At 59.2% G+C, this 14,848-nt stretch carries 18 protein-coding genes and 1 riboswitch; of the genes, 12 read left to right on the forward strand and 6 right to left on the reverse strand.

Annotation, left to right across the window (positions count from 1 at the left end):
* The first annotated feature begins 13 nt into the window (after positions 1–13).
* On the forward strand, positions 14–1,018 hold the full coding sequence (locus ACH2ED_RS21655; protein WP_395094811.1) for a tetratricopeptide repeat protein: 1,005 nt from the start codon (positions 14–16) through the stop codon (positions 1,016–1,018).
* Between the two features lie 23 nt (positions 1,019–1,041).
* Here the strand turns inward: ACH2ED_RS21655 and ACH2ED_RS21660 are convergent, their stop codons facing one another.
* On the reverse strand, positions 1,042–2,457 hold the full coding sequence (locus ACH2ED_RS21660; protein ID WP_395094812.1) for a glycoside hydrolase family 26 protein: 1,416 nt from the start codon (positions 2,455–2,457) through the stop codon (positions 1,042–1,044).
* 416 nt (positions 2,458–2,873) lie between these two features.
* Positions 2,874–2,982: riboswitch (SAM riboswitch) on the forward strand.
* Between the two features lie 55 nt (positions 2,983–3,037).
* On the opposite strand from ACH2ED_RS21660, the gene metK reads away from it, so the two are divergent.
* A complete protein-coding gene (metK, locus tag ACH2ED_RS21665) occupies positions 3,038–4,264 on the forward strand; it encodes a methionine adenosyltransferase (protein WP_395094813.1) in 1,227 nt (408 codons plus the stop codon).
* 74 nt (positions 4,265–4,338) lie between these two features.
* On the opposite strand, the gene ACH2ED_RS21670 is transcribed toward metK, so the two are convergent.
* Complete coding sequence (locus tag ACH2ED_RS21670) at positions 4,339–5,763, reverse strand: aldehyde dehydrogenase family protein (RefSeq protein ID WP_395094814.1); 1,425 nt, start codon at positions 5,761–5,763, stop codon at positions 4,339–4,341.
* A gap of 165 nt (positions 5,764–5,928) precedes the next feature.
* Positions 5,929–7,098, reverse strand: coding sequence for a PQQ-binding-like beta-propeller repeat protein (locus ACH2ED_RS21675; RefSeq protein ID WP_395094815.1), 1,170 nt, complete (start codon positions 7,096–7,098; stop codon positions 5,929–5,931).
* On the opposite strand from ACH2ED_RS21675, the gene ACH2ED_RS21680 reads away from it, so the two are divergent.
* Genes ACH2ED_RS21680 through ACH2ED_RS21690 form a run of 3 tightly spaced genes read left to right on the forward strand, consistent with a single transcriptional unit; the run spans position 7,097 to position 7,983 of the window.
* On the forward strand, positions 7,097–7,255 hold the full coding sequence (locus ACH2ED_RS21680) for a hypothetical protein (RefSeq protein ID WP_395094816.1): 159 nt from the start codon (positions 7,097–7,099) through the stop codon (positions 7,253–7,255). The genes ACH2ED_RS21675 and ACH2ED_RS21680 overlap by 2 nt on opposite strands.
* 20 nt (positions 7,256–7,275) lie before the next feature.
* The gene (locus tag ACH2ED_RS21685) at positions 7,276–7,473 is read left to right on the forward strand and encodes a GNAT family N-acetyltransferase (RefSeq protein ID WP_395094858.1); all 198 of its coding nucleotides are present in this window, start codon (positions 7,276–7,278) and stop codon (positions 7,471–7,473) included.
* Positions 7,474–7,512: 39 nt separating this feature from the next.
* Positions 7,513–7,983: a DUF1579 domain-containing protein gene (locus ACH2ED_RS21690; protein ID WP_395094817.1), complete on the forward strand. Its 471-nt coding sequence runs from the start codon at positions 7,513–7,515 to the stop codon at positions 7,981–7,983.
* 89 nt (positions 7,984–8,072) lie between these two features.
* On the opposite strand, the gene ACH2ED_RS21695 is transcribed toward ACH2ED_RS21690, so the two are convergent.
* Complete coding sequence (locus tag ACH2ED_RS21695; RefSeq protein ID WP_395094818.1) at positions 8,073–9,152, reverse strand: hypothetical protein; 1,080 nt, start codon at positions 9,150–9,152, stop codon at positions 8,073–8,075.
* A 30-nt stretch (positions 9,153–9,182) separates the two neighbouring features.
* Here ACH2ED_RS21695 and ACH2ED_RS21700 point away from each other — a divergent pair, with 30 nt between their 5' ends.
* From ACH2ED_RS21700 to ACH2ED_RS21730, 7 genes are read left to right on the forward strand one after another with little or no spacing between them, the layout of a single operon-like run.
* On the forward strand, positions 9,183–10,070 hold the full coding sequence (locus ACH2ED_RS21700; protein ID WP_395094819.1) for an aminoglycoside phosphotransferase family protein: 888 nt from the start codon (positions 9,183–9,185) through the stop codon (positions 10,068–10,070).
* A 7-nt stretch (positions 10,071–10,077) separates the two neighbouring features.
* Complete coding sequence (locus ACH2ED_RS21705; protein WP_395094820.1) at positions 10,078–10,677, forward strand: GDSL-type esterase/lipase family protein; 600 nt, start codon at positions 10,078–10,080, stop codon at positions 10,675–10,677.
* Positions 10,678–10,691: 14 nt separating this feature from the next.
* On the forward strand, positions 10,692–11,549 hold the full coding sequence (locus tag ACH2ED_RS21710; protein WP_395094821.1) for a sugar phosphate isomerase/epimerase family protein: 858 nt from the start codon (positions 10,692–10,694) through the stop codon (positions 11,547–11,549).
* Between the two features lie 32 nt (positions 11,550–11,581).
* The gene (locus ACH2ED_RS21715) at positions 11,582–12,184 is read left to right on the forward strand and encodes a hypothetical protein (protein ID WP_395094822.1); all 603 of its coding nucleotides are present in this window, start codon (positions 11,582–11,584) and stop codon (positions 12,182–12,184) included.
* A gap of 30 nt (positions 12,185–12,214) precedes the next feature.
* Positions 12,215–13,063 (forward strand): NAD-dependent epimerase/dehydratase family protein, encoded by an 849-nt coding sequence (locus ACH2ED_RS21720; protein ID WP_395094823.1) that lies wholly within the window; start codon positions 12,215–12,217, stop codon positions 13,061–13,063.
* A gap of 60 nt (positions 13,064–13,123) precedes the next feature.
* Positions 13,124–13,582: an SRPBCC family protein gene (locus ACH2ED_RS21725; RefSeq protein ID WP_395094824.1), complete on the forward strand. Its 459-nt coding sequence runs from the start codon at positions 13,124–13,126 to the stop codon at positions 13,580–13,582.
* Complete coding sequence (locus ACH2ED_RS21730) at positions 13,572–13,976, forward strand: iron chaperone (protein ID WP_395094825.1); 405 nt, start codon at positions 13,572–13,574, stop codon at positions 13,974–13,976. Before ACH2ED_RS21725 ends, ACH2ED_RS21730 begins: the two co-directional genes overlap by 11 nt.
* Before the next feature lie 14 nt (positions 13,977–13,990).
* Here the strand turns inward: ACH2ED_RS21730 and ACH2ED_RS21735 are convergent, their stop codons facing one another.
* Together ACH2ED_RS21735 and ACH2ED_RS21740 are read right to left on the reverse strand one after the other, a co-directional pair.
* Positions 13,991–14,566: a hypothetical protein gene (locus ACH2ED_RS21735; protein ID WP_395094826.1), complete on the reverse strand. Its 576-nt coding sequence runs from the start codon at positions 14,564–14,566 to the stop codon at positions 13,991–13,993.
* A gap of 2 nt (positions 14,567–14,568) precedes the next feature.
* Complete coding sequence (locus ACH2ED_RS21740; protein WP_395094827.1) at positions 14,569–14,829, reverse strand: hypothetical protein; 261 nt, start codon at positions 14,827–14,829, stop codon at positions 14,569–14,571.
* Positions 14,830–14,848 lie beyond the last annotated feature (19 nt).

Below are 14,848 nucleotides of genomic sequence, written 5' to 3' on the forward strand. Positions count from 1 at the left end.
TACGTAAAGTAACATGGACGAACGCGACGACGACCTGACACCCCTAGCGGAAGAAGACGCTGCCCCGACTTCCGGGGAGGCGGGCCATGAGGAGCCCGAGGAAGACTCGCGTCACACCGATGCCTACGCCGTGCTCTCTGGGGAAGATGACGAAGTCCCGAAAAGTGCTCAGGCGCTCTCGGAGCTGGGTGAGAAACGTCTCGATGAGGGCAATATTGGAGAGGCACTCGACAAGTACCGGGGGGCCGTTCGCGCGTCTCAAGCAACGGGCGAGGACGAGAGCGATCACCGAACCAATCTGGGAGATGCCTACGCCTACTCCGGGCAGGGACTCAATGCCTACCGCCAGTACAAGCGCGCCATCAAGCTCTCCCCCCGCAAGGCTGAGCCGCACTTCTCCATGGGCGAGCTCTACCACCGCTACGGTCGGCTGCCTAGTGCCGTCACCGAGTACCGTACCGCGCTTCAGTACGCGCCGGGCAACGCCTGGTACCGCTATAGGCTCAGTGAGGCGCTACTTCAGATGGGGGATATGGCGGCGGCAATTGTGGAGCTGGAGGAGACGGTGCAGCTTAAAGCACAGGATAGCTTCTACCACTTCTGGTTGGGAGATATCTACGCCCGCGCCGAGCGCTACGACGAGGCCATCCGCGAGCTGCAGCAAGCGACACTCTTTGCCCCCTACGATGCCTACTACAATGTGCGCCTCGGCGCACTGTACCGTCGCCGCAAGATGTACCGTGATGCCGTCCTCGCTGTCCGGCAGGCGATCCGTCTTGCCCCAAAAAGCGCTCCGTACCACTGTCTGCTCGCCGATCTCTACTCCGATTTAAAGCTCGATGAGCACGCCGTGCACCACTACCAGGCCGCCGGACTGCTCGATGACTACGACACCGAACAGCTACATCGTCTGCGCGTCTACGCCGGGATCGAGAGCGATGATTCTCTGTCTCTGGAAGCCTTCAAGCTCGATTTTGAAAGCGATTCCGACTTCGCCATGCCTTCGGATCGAGAGTAATGCCGCCCCATTTTATGGGGCGGCTACTTCGCCGTAATACTCGCCTCAGTTTTTGCTGCGACGCGGCCTTTGTCATCCGTCACAATGGCGGTAATTTTGTGGGGGCCAGGGGAGAGGGTGAGCGTCGCTTCACGACCACCGGGCTCGATCACGGAAGCGGCGTCTTTGCCGTCTAGTTTGTAGGTCACGCGGTAGGTGTCGGCGTAGCAGCGTGCCCAGGACGAGATGCGTAGCTCGCCGGAGGGAACTGTCAGGCCGGTGGCGGGGAGGGGAACTGTGGTGGCTACTTTTGCCGTTGCGCCGATCCGAGAAAGAAAGTAGTCGGGTGCGATGGCGCGCTTGTAGCCCGCGAGCACTTCGTCGGAGTCGGTGACGGAGTAGTTGTTGAGCTGGCGACCGGGCGTGGCGTACTTGAGGTTGTCCATGTCGAAGATGTCTACGAGTTTCACGCGGGGGTAAAGGCGTGGCAGCGACGCATAGAGCTCGTTGATCTTCTTGCTGGCCCAGGCACTTCGGTCTTTGCCATCGGCTTTCGAGAGGTGCGACGCGCCAAACTCACAGATGGCGAGAGGCTTTTTGGGCGCATAGGTGGCGTAGACATACTTTAAGTAGTCCGCCGGGTTATCGGCGAGGCCGGAGCGCTTGGGGTCGTTGTCGTAGAACGGGACGGAGTAGAAGTTAATCCCCACCCAGTCCACGTAGGCGTCGCCGGGGTAGAACTTGGGGATGTTCTTCTCAGGGATCACATTCACACACCAGACCATCGCGACATTGGGCGCGAGCTGAGTAAAGACCTGCCGCACGAGCTGCCACTTAACAATGTACTCATTCGCATTGGCATCGCCGCCGTAGCGGGTCCAGTCGCCGTTCATCTCGGAGGCATAGCGCAGAAAGATCGGGCAGTCCGCCTCAGCGGCGTCCTGGGCGAACTGGCGCAGGTAGGTATTCTGCTGAACGACTTGTAGTCCGTCGTTGGGCTCCCAGGCAATATGCGGTGCGACCCCTTGGGCTTTCAGTCGTGCTACCCATTTTTTAGGGAAAGGCCGCCCGTAGCTCACGTAGCAAAAGACACTGGCGTGCTTCTTGCCGGTCTTCTCACCAAACGCTGCCGGGTCCTCGTGGCTCTGGAAGTTCTCGTCGTTAAATGTCGAGCTGAGGCGCTCATCACGATCAATAAAGCCTCCCAGATAGCACCCATACGGCGGCTCCCACTTGGCCAGCGGCGAGGGAATCCTGGGGGCGACTCCTGGAAGATGCGCAAAGAGCTGGACACTGCTGGAGATACGCGCCGCCTTGGCCTCCTCGACTTTTGCGCCTTCGGTATCGCCGTTCTTTTTATAGATCGCGGCCTCTTTGCGGTAGGCATCAGCCGCCTCGGCGAACTTCCCAGCTTTTTCCAGCGACTCCGCACGTCGTCTCCACTCAGCAGCAGATTGCATGGGAGCATTTTACCAGAGGGTGAACCTACCTGGCAGGGGAACCGCATTTAGATTTACCAGGAGGGCTAAAGCACAACTGCCCGATTTGGTCTAACTCATCCCGGCTATGGATCGGGGCGTGTTGTTGGCCAACAGGGAGCCTCAGATGAGAAGTCACTTGCCCGGCAACGCAACAGAACCCATAGCCGGCAAAAGAAGGCTGAAAAGTCCCCCGCAATTAGCGGAAACTAAAGAAAGAGGGGGTGTCGTGCATTGTTGCGGCGAGGATCGGTAAGATCCTGGAAAGCTTCGGTAAAGTTCAAGGAGTGCTCCAAGGGTAAGAATTTTCTTAGAGCTTATCCTGGTAAATCTAAATGCGGTTCCCCTGAGGATATTGACGGCTAAATTTTAGCATGGTAGAGTACACTTCGACAAATGTCTTGTCCAGAGTGGCGGAGGGACCGGCCCTATGAAACCACCGCAACCGGCGCGAATCTGCGTAGCCTGGTGCGAATTCCGAGCAGGCGCAACCTGCGAAGACAAGAGACACTCTTCTCTCGCCTTGGGTCTGCAGACAAGACAAAATAAAGAGAGAAACTAAATGTCTGACATTTCACTGTTCACTTCCGAGTCTGTCTCGGTAGGCCACCCTGATAAAGTGGCCGACCAGATCAGCGACGCGATCCTTGACTTCTGCCTTTCCGAGCTGCCCACCAGCCGTGTCGCCTGCGAGACCCTCGTGACGACCGATACGGTTGTTGTCGCGGGTGAGATCACCACTAAAAAAGATGCGCTCACCGCCCGTAAAGTAGATGAGATAGCAAGCAATGTGATTGCGGAGATCGGTTACAACGACCCCGCCATGCTCTTCTCCGCCCACGAAGTGCGTGTCTTCAACTTCATCCATGCCCAGTCCCCGGATATCGCGATGGGTGTTGACTCTGGTGGTGCAGGTGATCAGGGCCTGATGTTCGGGTTTGCCTGCGACGATACCGCGGCGCTCATGCCCCTGCCCATTCAAGTGGCGCATCAGCTGGTCGCTACCCATGTCGAGCTGCGTAACTCCAAGAGATTGGCTTGGCTGCGCCCCGATGCCAAGAGCCAAGTAACCGTGAAGTACGATACCAGCGGCAAGCCCGTCGGCCTTGATGCCATTGTGCTCTCCACTCAGCACGATGAGAGTGTCATGGGCGAGAAGCACGGCAGACCGTACTTCACCGACGAAGCCCGTCAGCAGATTATCGAGCAGCTCATCCGCCCTGTTCTTCTCAAAGAGTGTCCCAATCTCATCACCGGTGAGCTGGTCGCTTTAACTCCCGATAACCTGGATGCCACCGTGGCCGAGGGGGCGATCCGCTGCTTTGTCAACCCGACCGGGAACTTCCTGATCGGTGGCCCTCATGGCGATTCGGGCCTGACGGGGCGCAAGATCATCGTGGACACCTACGGCGGCTATGCGCGCCACGGTGGCGGCGCGTTCTCGGGCAAGGATCCAACCAAAGTGGACCGCTCGGCAGCCTATGTCGCACGCTACCTGGCTAAGCTCGTGATCGCAGCGGGGCTTGCCAGCAAGTGCGAGATTCAGCTCGCTTACGCTATTGGGGTCGCCCAGCCGGTCTCCGTGCGCGTGGACACTTTTGGCACCGGCAAGCTCCCCGACACCGAGATCTCCGCACGCCTCAAGAGCAAGTTCGATCTGACCCCCAAGGGCATTATTGACACGCTCAACCTGCGCCGCCCGATCTACCAGGCGACCGCCAAGAACGGTCACTTCGGCAACCAGAGTTTCCCCTGGGAAGACACCAGCCGCGCGGGCGAGCTGGCCTAACAGCGACACCAACGCCCCCCTCGGCAGGATGGGGGGCGTTTTTTGCATTTGGGCGGGATACGGGTTCGGGCGGCTTAAACCGCCCGCTGCAACGACCGCCTCTTATACAGAAACTCGAAGAGGTTGCCTTCGTGAGGCTGATCCCACGAGGTGTGCATCGTGGAGATGGGGCCGAGGTTTAGGCGGTCAATCAGCGGACAGTCGAAGAGCTGATCAATGAAGGCTTCGTCTTGCGTGATGGCCATGACGACTAGCGACGGGCCGATCTGCGCGAGCATCTCACTCTGGGGTACCTCGACGACACTGGCGTAGGGGAACAGATACTCTTTGTTCGAGAGTGGGTGCTGGAAGCTATTGCAGTGAATAACAGTGGGCCGCAGATACGTGCTGCCATCCATCTCCACCAGGCGCTCGCCGGTGCGGTGCTTGGCGGTGATGTCTTCTGCGCCCGAGGTTTTGAGGCCGTCGGTCACGGCACCATCCATAAACTCAGCCATCTTGGGATTGGCGAAGCCCGAGAGCACGGCGGCGGGGTCACTGGCGGGACGCGGCTCGATGACGGCAAGCTTCTTGGCCAGGGCATCGGCGATCTCGGCTCCGTATTTTGGCACCACGACCGCGCTGGCGTTGATACAGCTACGGCCTCCGTTGTCGGCAATTGAGGACGCAATCACGTCAATAAACTCCGGCCAGCGCTCAATGCAGTCGTCGCCGATGAGGACTTTGCTCCAGCCAGGGCCATGGACACTGACGCCGGGGTTGCCCGCGTAGCGCTCGACCGTCGCCTGGTCGCCGAAGATAATCGCCCTCTTGCAGTGCTCCATCACGGCGGCGCTACCCTCGTGATCCGTGGGGTAGAAGCTGAATGCCTCGGGGGGAGCGCCCGCTGCGATAAAGGCCTGAATAATGCGAAACGGGGTCCAGGGCTCCTCGCGGCCCGGCTTCAAAACAATCGGAATCTTGAGGGCAATGCAAGGAATCCAGAGCGAGTTCACGCCCGGCGAGTTGCTAGGGAGCACCACGCCGAGTGCCTCGGTGGTGGCGTAGTAGCTCACGGGGACGCCGTTCTGCTCGCCGTAGCCCTTGTCTAAAACCTCTAAGGGCATCCCGCGCGTGAGGCCCTTGAGGATCGTCGGCATCTGGGTGAAGACTTGGTTGATCTTAGCCATGTTGCGGCGGATCATCACGTGGGGCAGGCCGCTGGTGGCGGCAAGCTGCGCAATATAGTCCTCAGGGGTCTGGACTTGGCCATCGCCCAGCGGAAGCGCGGACTCCACAAAGTGCTTGCCGGCCTCGGCGCAGATCTCCAGAAGCCGCGCGATTGGAATATCCCGCAGACACGTACGCGACGGCTTGCGCAGGTCGCGGCGGATCACGCCCGCATTGACCTGCCCCACATGCGCGACCACTTCCCCACTCTTGACACTCTTGAGCTCCGCACGCTCCAAACTCTCGTACACCTGACCCCGACGCAGTGTTGGCAGATACGGTAGTGACATGTTTTTTTCCTCTATTTCGATAAAATCGCCCCCATGAACGGGGGCGTGTTATTGTCCTCATCCCTCGGACACAAAGGCCGCAAGCGGCCATCCCAAATTTCTATGGGCGGCACGCCCTTCGTGTCGCGAAGCGACAACAAGACGCCCCCGTTCATGGGGGCGATTTTATTTTCCGCTCACGGCAATGAGATGGCTCAGGGTGCGCAGATACAGCGTCTTCTCGCCAAACGCCGGAGTGGCATTGGTGATCTCGCCCAGCTCGTGTCGTCCCAAAAGCTTGAAAGTCTTCTCGGCGGCGATCACGATCAGCTCACCTTTATTGCTCATCGCCCAGAGCTTCCCCTCACAAAACACGGGAGAGCCGTAGAAGTTCCCACCAACGCGCTCCAGCCAGACCGTCTCCCCTGACTCGGGCTTGACGCAGTGAACCACGCCGCCGTCGCCCCAGAGAAAGAGAAGGTCGTTGACGTAGAGCGGACAGGGAACATAGGGCGTGTTACGTGTCTGCTTCCAGGCGATCTCGGGTTTCCCAGTGGCATTTGGTTTTAGGGCCACAAAGAGCCGACTGCCATTGCCGACTCCCGTTCCCGCAAAAATCAGTCCGCCTGCCACAAGGGGAGAGCCGACGCAGCGGTAGGTAAAGAGCCCCGGGGTCTCCCAGAGCACTTTGCCGGTCTTGGCCTCGACGCTGGCGATTCCCTGAAGTGTGCTGGCAAAGAGAAGCTGCATCGGGGCGGTTTTTTCGGGCTGGTAGAGGCACGGGACGGCATAGGGCGCGTCTTTGCTGGGCCGCTTGACCTCCCAGCGCGTCTGGCCGGTCTTAGCATCTAAAGCCAGCAGGCTCCCCGGCGCGTTCTCCGGCTCGCGGGAGAAGATCAGCATACCGTCGTGGAGGATCGAGCCAGACCCGCCTCCGTGCTGGGTGGGAAACTCGCCAAACTCCCGCCGCCAGACCTCTTTTCCCGCCAGCGTGTGCGCCGTCACCACAAAGTTCTCCGGTGCAGGCCAGGTCGAGTAGACACGCTCTTTGTCCACCGTGGGAGTCGCGCTGGCCGCCGTGTTCAGCTCATGGGTGTGGTACGCCTTGTAGTCAAAGCTCTGCCGCCAGCGCTCCTTTCCCGTTTTCGTGTCCAGACAGACCAGGTGCCGCTTGCCGGTTTCTTTCTGCGCCGCCGTCACAAACACCGACTCGCCCATCAAAACCGGCGACGAGTGCCCCTCGCCCGGAAGCGTGGCTTTCCACCGAATGTCTTTGTCCGTAAAGTCCGCCGCGACTCCCGTAGGCAACCCGATGCCTGTGCCATTGGGTCCTCGAAACCGTGTCCAGTCTTGCATGAAGCTATTCTACCTGCCAAACTGGATTCCGATGATACGCCTTGATGATTTAACCGGCCCTGAGATTCAGCAGCTCCTGCTAGAGCACCTCTTTGAGATGCGAGCGATCTCGCCACACATGCTCTCGATCTTGCGGGGCTGCACAAGCCCGAGATAACGTTATTTCGGCGCAGGGGGATCGCGGCAAGGCTCCTCCAGCATGTCCTCGACGAAGCCCAGCAGCGCGGTTACCAACGCCTGAGCTTAGAAACCGGCTCACAGCCGTTCTTTGCCCCAGCCCACCAGCTCTACACCCGCTTCGGATTCCAGCTCTGCGGCCCGTTTGACAGCTACAACGAAGACCCCAACAGTATTTTTATGACGCGCAATTTCTGAACCTTTCCGGGTTGCCCTGCCCCGTCCTAGTAGCGAGCTATGAAGCTACCAACAGATCTCCTAAAATCCCTTGTCGGCACGTGGGAAGGCACCTGCTGTACCTGGTTCGAGCCGGGCAAGCTCGCCGATGAATCTAAAGTCAAGGGCATGATTCGCCCTCTGCTTGGTGAGTTGTTCGTTCGCCATGAGTACACAGGCACTATCCAGGGAAAACCACGCCACGGAGACGAGACCATCGCATTTAACTCCGTGACGAAGAAATTCCAAATCTCTTGGGTGGACGATTTCCACATGAATTATGCGATCCTGTTCTCCGAGGGCGACGTGACAGAGAATGGTTTTGAAGTGAAAGGCCACTACGATGTTGGCCCAAACACCCCACCGTGGGGCTGGAAGACCGTCTTCGAAGTCATTGACGCAAACCATCTCACGATCACCGCCTATAACATTACCCCCGACGGGCAAGAAGCAAAGGGTGTCGAAACCGTGTATCACCGCGTAAAACCCTAGATTAAGAGATCGCTCCGCGTAAAGATTTGGTCAATCGCGGAGCGATTTTTTGGCAGAATGCCTTCAGACGCCGCTTTCAATCGGCGGCTTTAGTAAACGCCCTCGATGGCCTTGGTCTCCAGCGCGCCAAACGGGCGGACTTCAGCCACACCGTCCCAGGCGAAGCGGCCCCAGGGGGTGCGGCGCAGGGCTTCGTCGCGCTCTAGGAAGCGGGGCATGAAGAACTCTTTGGTAAGCGTCGAGAGCTCGACGCGGCCCCAGGTGTCGTAGTCCACGGTGGTCTTCGTGTCGTTGGGGTCTACGACCCGGAGAATGGCACGGGGCTGCGGAGCATGATACGTGATGGAGTAGTTGTCCTCGCGGGTCACGGGGCGGCTCTGCGCCAGGCCCATGAGCGTGTTGCCATAGGTCGGGACAAACTGGGCGCGGTTGTCTAAAATCTCCTCGACTAAGAAGCGCACGGTCTGTGGGTTCATCGAAGTGCCGCCGCAGAAGACTCCCTTGATCCCGGCATCGGGCACATTGACATACTCATCCAGCGCCTCTAAGAGCAGCGGCGTGGTGAAGAGGCAGCTAATCTTACGGTTCTTGAGCAGGGTCGCACCTTGCTCCACGGCGTGCTTTTTGTACTTTTTAGCCGTCTCGAACTCTTTATCCGCGATCAGGCGCTTGACCCAGCGCGGGTCGAGGTCGGTGTGGTAACACGAGCCGCCTCGAAAGTTGGCGAGGTGCTCTATCGAGAGGCGCAAGCGACGTGGGCCGGTAGGGCCGAGCATGAGCCAGTTGCCGCCCTTGGGGAAATATTTATCGTCGAGGCCCGCCGAGAACTCCTCATAATCGTGCTTGTGGTCTTCCCAGCCGATCCGCTGCTTGGGCATGCCCGTGGTGCCGCCGGTCTCAAAGACAAAGAAGGGACGTCCAACATACTGCTTGGGCACCCAGACTTCGTTGGGCAAGTCACGCAGCCACTCGTCCTGAAAGTGCGGAAACTTGCTCAGATCCGCAGCGCAAGTGACAGCTTTAATCGGATCGAAATCGGCGGTCTTGGCCCAGTCTAGCCAGAACGGGGAGCCGGTCTCGGGGGAGAAGTGCCAGTGGATGATCTCGCGCACATGGGCATCGAGAGCCTCTTGGGCGGCTTGGATTGTGTCGGGGGAAACAGTGCTCATGATTTTAGGATACCTGATACGATAAAGGCTATGGTTCGCGCGGAAGCAATCGCCACGGAGTTTTTCGGCCAAGCCGCCACAAGTGTTGAAGGACTGCTGGGCCTTGGAAGTGTAAACGAGATTTTCGTGGCACAGTTCCCCAAAAAACGGATCATCATCCGACTTCCCAAGCCCGAAGATCGTGAGCGTGCCGATAGCTTCTATGCCAAAGAACTCTGGTGCATGGAGCAAGCGGCGCTGCTTGGAATCCCCGGCCCAAGCGTGCTGGCACAAGGCACACACGACGGCTGGCCGTACCAGATTCAGAGCTTTGTTGAGGGCACCAACGGCGAGCAGAGCACTCTGGATACGACGGTTTTGTGGCAGACGCTCGGAGAGTATGCCAAGCGTTTCCACGAAATCACGCTGACAGGCTTTGGCGAGACGCTCCCTGAGTTCTTAGCGGGCGACGGCAACGCGGGCTGGGAGCGCTTTCTTACCTACAATCTCGCCAGCCTCACCAAAGATGATCTGCTACTCGAGCTTGGCGTTTACTCCACCCACCAGCGCGATGAAGTCCACACCCGCTTCACCGCGCTACAAAAACGCTCGTTTCTGTTTGGTCTCTGCCATGGCGATCTCGCCCCTCGCAATACGATTCTTGCCCCGGACGGGCAGCTCTTCTTGCTCGACTGGGGCTGCGCCGAAGCGCACCTTATCCCCCACTACGATCTTCTCAACATCCCTACGGAACACCAAACGGCGTTTCTCGATGGCTACGGCTGGCCGGTCGCGGAGCGAGGCGTACTCTTTGCAGAAGTAGAGACTCTGGCGCTTCTCAAATCCTTTGATCTGGTGCGCTGGGCCATAGATCGCTGCCCAATACGGATCATGGACCTAGCAGAAAAAGCCTGCGCCCAAGCACAATCTGTGGCATAATTTGCCCATGCAAGCAAATCCAAAAGCATGGGAAAAAGAGATCGCGGCCTTTGAGGCCGCAGACCGCAAGCGCCGCCCCCTGCCCGGCGGCATTGTCTTTGTGGGGAGCTCTACCATTCGGATATGGAAGAGCCTCGACAAAGACTTCCCTGGCTATAGCCCACTCAACCGTGGCTTTGGCGGCTCTCAGCTCCCGGATTCTACGTACTTTGCCCCCCGGATTCTACGCCCCTACCAGCCGCGCCAGATTGTTTTGTTCGCGGGCACCAACGATATCAATGCCAAGCGGACACCCCGGCAAGTGGCCCAGGACTTCAGCGACTTTGTCCTCACGGTGCGCCAGCTTCTGCCCGCCACTCGGATTTCGTTTATCGAGCTGACCAGTAGCCCGAGCCGCTGGGCGCAGCGCGATGCCGTGGTCGAGACCAATGCGATTATCGCCCGGCTCTGTCAGCGCAATGAGGTGGACTTTATCCCGGTGCGAGCGAAACTCTTTGGCCCGAGCCGTGAGCCGCGTTCCGAGCTGTTTATCATCGACAAGCTCCATCTCAATCCCGACGGCTACAAGATTCTAGCGGACGCCGTGCGTCCCTATCTCACTCGTTAGGAAACGTAACTTCTATGAAAATCTCTATCGCAGGCTACAGTGTCCACGGGCTTCTCTCCGAGGGCAAGATTGATATTTTTGGGTATTTAGAGAGCTGCCGCTACCGCTTCGGCCTCGCCACGGCGGACATCTGGAACGGACTGCTGCCCACGCTCGACGATGACTTTATTCGTAAAGTGCGGCACAGCCTCGATGAGCGCGAGCTGACTCTGGTCAACTACCACGCCGATGGCTGCCATGTTTGGGAAGACTCGCCTGAGGCGCGAGCAAGAAACCGGGCACTGGCCTTTGAGCACTTAAAAGTGGCGGCGGCTCTCGGGGCGAAGACCGTGCGGATTGACACGGGCGGCAAGCTGGAGCGCATGACGGCTGAACAGCTCACGATTGTCTCGGATCAGTTCCGGGAATACTGCGCCTTTGGCCAAGAGCATGGCTTCTCGGTGGGGCCGGAGACCCACTGGGGCATCTCGCTCATCGCCGACAATATGGAAGAGATTGCCAAGACAGTTGCGCACCCGGCCTACGGGATTCTGTTACATATCGGACACTGGGAACAGGGCGATCCGGATGAGGGCGATAGGCGGCTGGCCCCCTACGCCGTGCACACGCACGTGGATGCCAAGATCACCCGCACCTACCTGTTCGAGAAGATGCAGCTCCTGCTCAATGCGGGCTACACAGGCTACTGGGGAGTCGAGCACCACTCCAAGCAAAACGAGTACGCCGAGATCGCCCTGCAGCTCGCCATGGTGCGCAAGGTTCTCTCCCAGCTGCTCTGGGAGCAACAGAGAGGCGAGAGCCTCGACGCGGCTAGCGTCAAAACCGGCAACCCACTCCTCACCGATGAGCAGGAGGGCCGCGCCTCAAAGTGAACTCCAAAACAGGCTCTTGCGTCTAGCGGGGTATGAAAAATATTGCCCTTCTCGCCACCACTATCCTTCTGGCCCTGAGCCTGCCTGCCCACGCCCAAAAGCCCGACAAGCAAGCCCGCAAAGCGGATCGCAATCTCGTCGCTACCGCAAACAAGGCCACACCCGACCGGAGCCAGCTCGCCACTCTGGTCGCGGCGCTCCACTCTCTGACTCTCTCGGATGCCCAGCGCACCAAGCTCGAAGCCGTCGCCCTGAAGCTGGAGGCGGATATTCTCGCCACGCTCACCCCCGATCAGCAAGCACAGTTCAAAGAGGCGCTGACACAGACCCAGAAGGGCGATAAGACTCAGGAAAAACGCGAGAAGCGCGGCCCCTTCGCGGATTTACTGGAGACACTCGCGCTCTCCCCGGAGCAGAGCAAGCGGGTGGATCCTATTGTGGACTCCGCCCAGAAGAAGCTCACGGAGCTGACGGAGACGCGCAACCCGGACGCACGCAAGGATCCGACCACGCGCAAGGATCTTGCCCTGAAAAACAAGGCGATTATGGACGATGTCCGTGCCCAGCTTCGCCCGCTACTGAACCCGAGCCAGCAAGCGCTTCTGGATGCCTGGAAAGGCAAGGGCAAGAACTAGCGTTTTCGTCCATGGGGGTATAATCACCCCATGAAAACTCTGGTGACGGGTGGAAGTGGGAAAGCGGGCGCGTATGTCGTCCGCGAGCTGGCGGCGGCAGGCTACGAGGTCACGAATCTGGACCAGCGGCGCTTAGAGGGCCTGCCGGGGCAGTTCATCAAAGTGGATCTGACGAACTCCGGCGAGGTCTACGATGCGTTTGCGCAAGTCAGACCCGATTTTGTCTGCCATGTCGCGGCTAACCCGTCGCCAAGCGGCGATCCAAGGCAGACGGTTTTTGCCAATAACACGCTCTCGACCTATCACGTCTTGCAGGCCGCCGGAGACTTAGGCGTGAAACGCTTCGTCTACGCCTCGTCGGAGATGGCGACGGGCTGGCTGACAACCGATCAGCTCCCTCCGAAACTTCCCTTCGACGAGAGCGACCGCGCGACCACACCTAACGCCTACGCGCTCTCGAAATTTCTGGGTGAGGTAATCTGCGACTCGCTCTCAGTGCGCTACCCGCAGATGCCGATTGTCTCGCTGCGCATCAACAATGTCATCACGCCCGAGACCTACACCTGGCTCGCGGACCGCCGTGCTAGCTATCCGCACGGCGGCAGCGGCAACTTCTGGAGCTACATTGATGTGCGCGATGTCGCCACCGCGTTTCGCGCCGCCCTTGAAGCCGACACCCTCGGCCACGAAGTCTTTCTGATCGCCGCCGCCGACACGTGCCTCGACGTTCCGTTGCGCAATGCGCTTCAGGATCAGTACGGCAACGCTGCTCTGGCGCTCCTTGCCGAAGGCCACGGCGATCTCCAGTCCGTCTTCGACTGCCGCAAGGCCGAGCGTCTTCTGGGCTGGAAAGCCGCGCACTCCTGGCGCAATCAGTAGCCGGAAAAATTTGTTGCAGAGCGGATTCCGGCTGCGAGATTTTTGCTTGAGTGAAGCCACATGGATCCCCTGACTAACACCGTTCGTCTTCACCGCGTCCTTCGCGCGGCTCCTGAGCGCGTCTACCGCGCCTTTCTTGATCCCGATGCCCTGGTCAAGTGGCTACCGCCCCACGGCTTTACCGGCAAAGTCCACCACCTGGATGCGCACGTCGGGGGCACCTACAAGATGTCCTTCACGAACTTCGGCACGGGCAAGAGCCACTCGTTTGGCGGCACCTACGTCGAGCTAACCCCTCAGGAGTGCATTCGCTACACCGATCAGTTCGACGACCCTAATATGCCCGGTCCGATGCAAGTCACCATCGCACTACGTCCTGTCGCGTGCGGCACCGAGCTCACCATTGTGCAGGAAGGGCTGCCCGCAACGATTCCCCTGGAGTTCTGCTACCTGGGCTGGCAGGAGTCCCTCTCGCTCCTCGCACCTCTCGTCGAGCCGGAGATCCCCGATGGCCCCTAGCGCCACACTCCCTGCCAACATTGACGACTACATCGCGGGCTTCCCAAGCGAGGTTCAGGAGATACTCGCGGAGCTACGAGACATTGTCCAGAAAGCGGCACCCGATGCCGTCGAGGCCATCAAATACGGGATGCCGACTTTTGTGCTCAAGGAAAACCTCGTGCATTTTGCTGCCTACCAGAAGCACATCGGGCTCTATCCGACCCCTTCGGGAATCGAGCGATTTAGAGACGAGTTGTCCGCGTATAAAAATGCGAAAGGCTCCGTTCAGTTCCCGCTCGACAAGTCCATCCCATGGCCTTTGATTAAGCAGATTGTGACATTTCGCGTAAAGGAAATTCGAGAGAAGCCAACCCTGAAGCAAAAAAATTGTCTACAGGCTTCGGGGGATTGAAATCCCCAGCACTCCTAACAGGATTCCTCGCGAGCCTTCTCTAGCAAATCAGAGAGTGCCAGCTCTTGCGCCCAGTCGGTGAGGTAGCTCTGATCCAAAGCGGCCCCCTGAATCCGAAAAATCCCCTGTACGTCGCCCCACTGTTTCTCAGAGCACTCTCCCGTGAGGCGAAACCAGCGCAGTTTTTGCAGGATCATGTCCTCGGCGCTGGTCACGCAAACGAGAGAGCCGTCTTCTCCCAGAAGCGGCAGTTGGAGCCGTCGCTGTAGCTGAGATTGAGCAAACGGCGTGTCAGGCAGAATGAAGAGATCGGCCTTGATCATCGTCGGCAAGTGGATCACATTGGCCGACGAGCCGTGCCGAATCGCTTCGCGCAGAAGCTCCGCATCGGCATAGAAATCGTCCGCGAGTGCTGCCGCCAGAGCGTCCACGTTACTTTCCGCCAGTGCCACAACAAAGTCTACATCCTGGGTGGCACGCTCCACCCCCACAACCGAGCTAGCAACGGAGCCGCCGACCAGATACGCGATCTCCAGCGCCTCGAATGTCTGGATCAATCGCTGAACCACTTGCAGAGGCTCGGGGAGCACGCTCAGTATCCCTCTTTATCCGGGTCCCAGCCGAAGGCTTTGCGCATCAGCTCGGCGGGGATGCGGCGGGAGGCGACGCGGAGCTGAAGCTCGCGCTCACTGGCGTCGGGATGGCGGCGGCGCGTCTCCGCAAGAGCAAGCTGGTGCAGCATCGCATTCAGCTCCCCCACACGCCGAAACCGCTCCGCTGGGGTGCGTCTGCGCAAGCCCACCAACCAGCGCTCCTCAATCTCAGGGGGCGTATCTTCCATCAGGGGTTTCATAAGGACATTTTACCGCCCT

This window comes from Armatimonas sp., assembly GCF_043757465.1.
Lineage (GTDB): Bacteria > Armatimonadota > Armatimonadia > Armatimonadales > Armatimonadaceae > Armatimonas.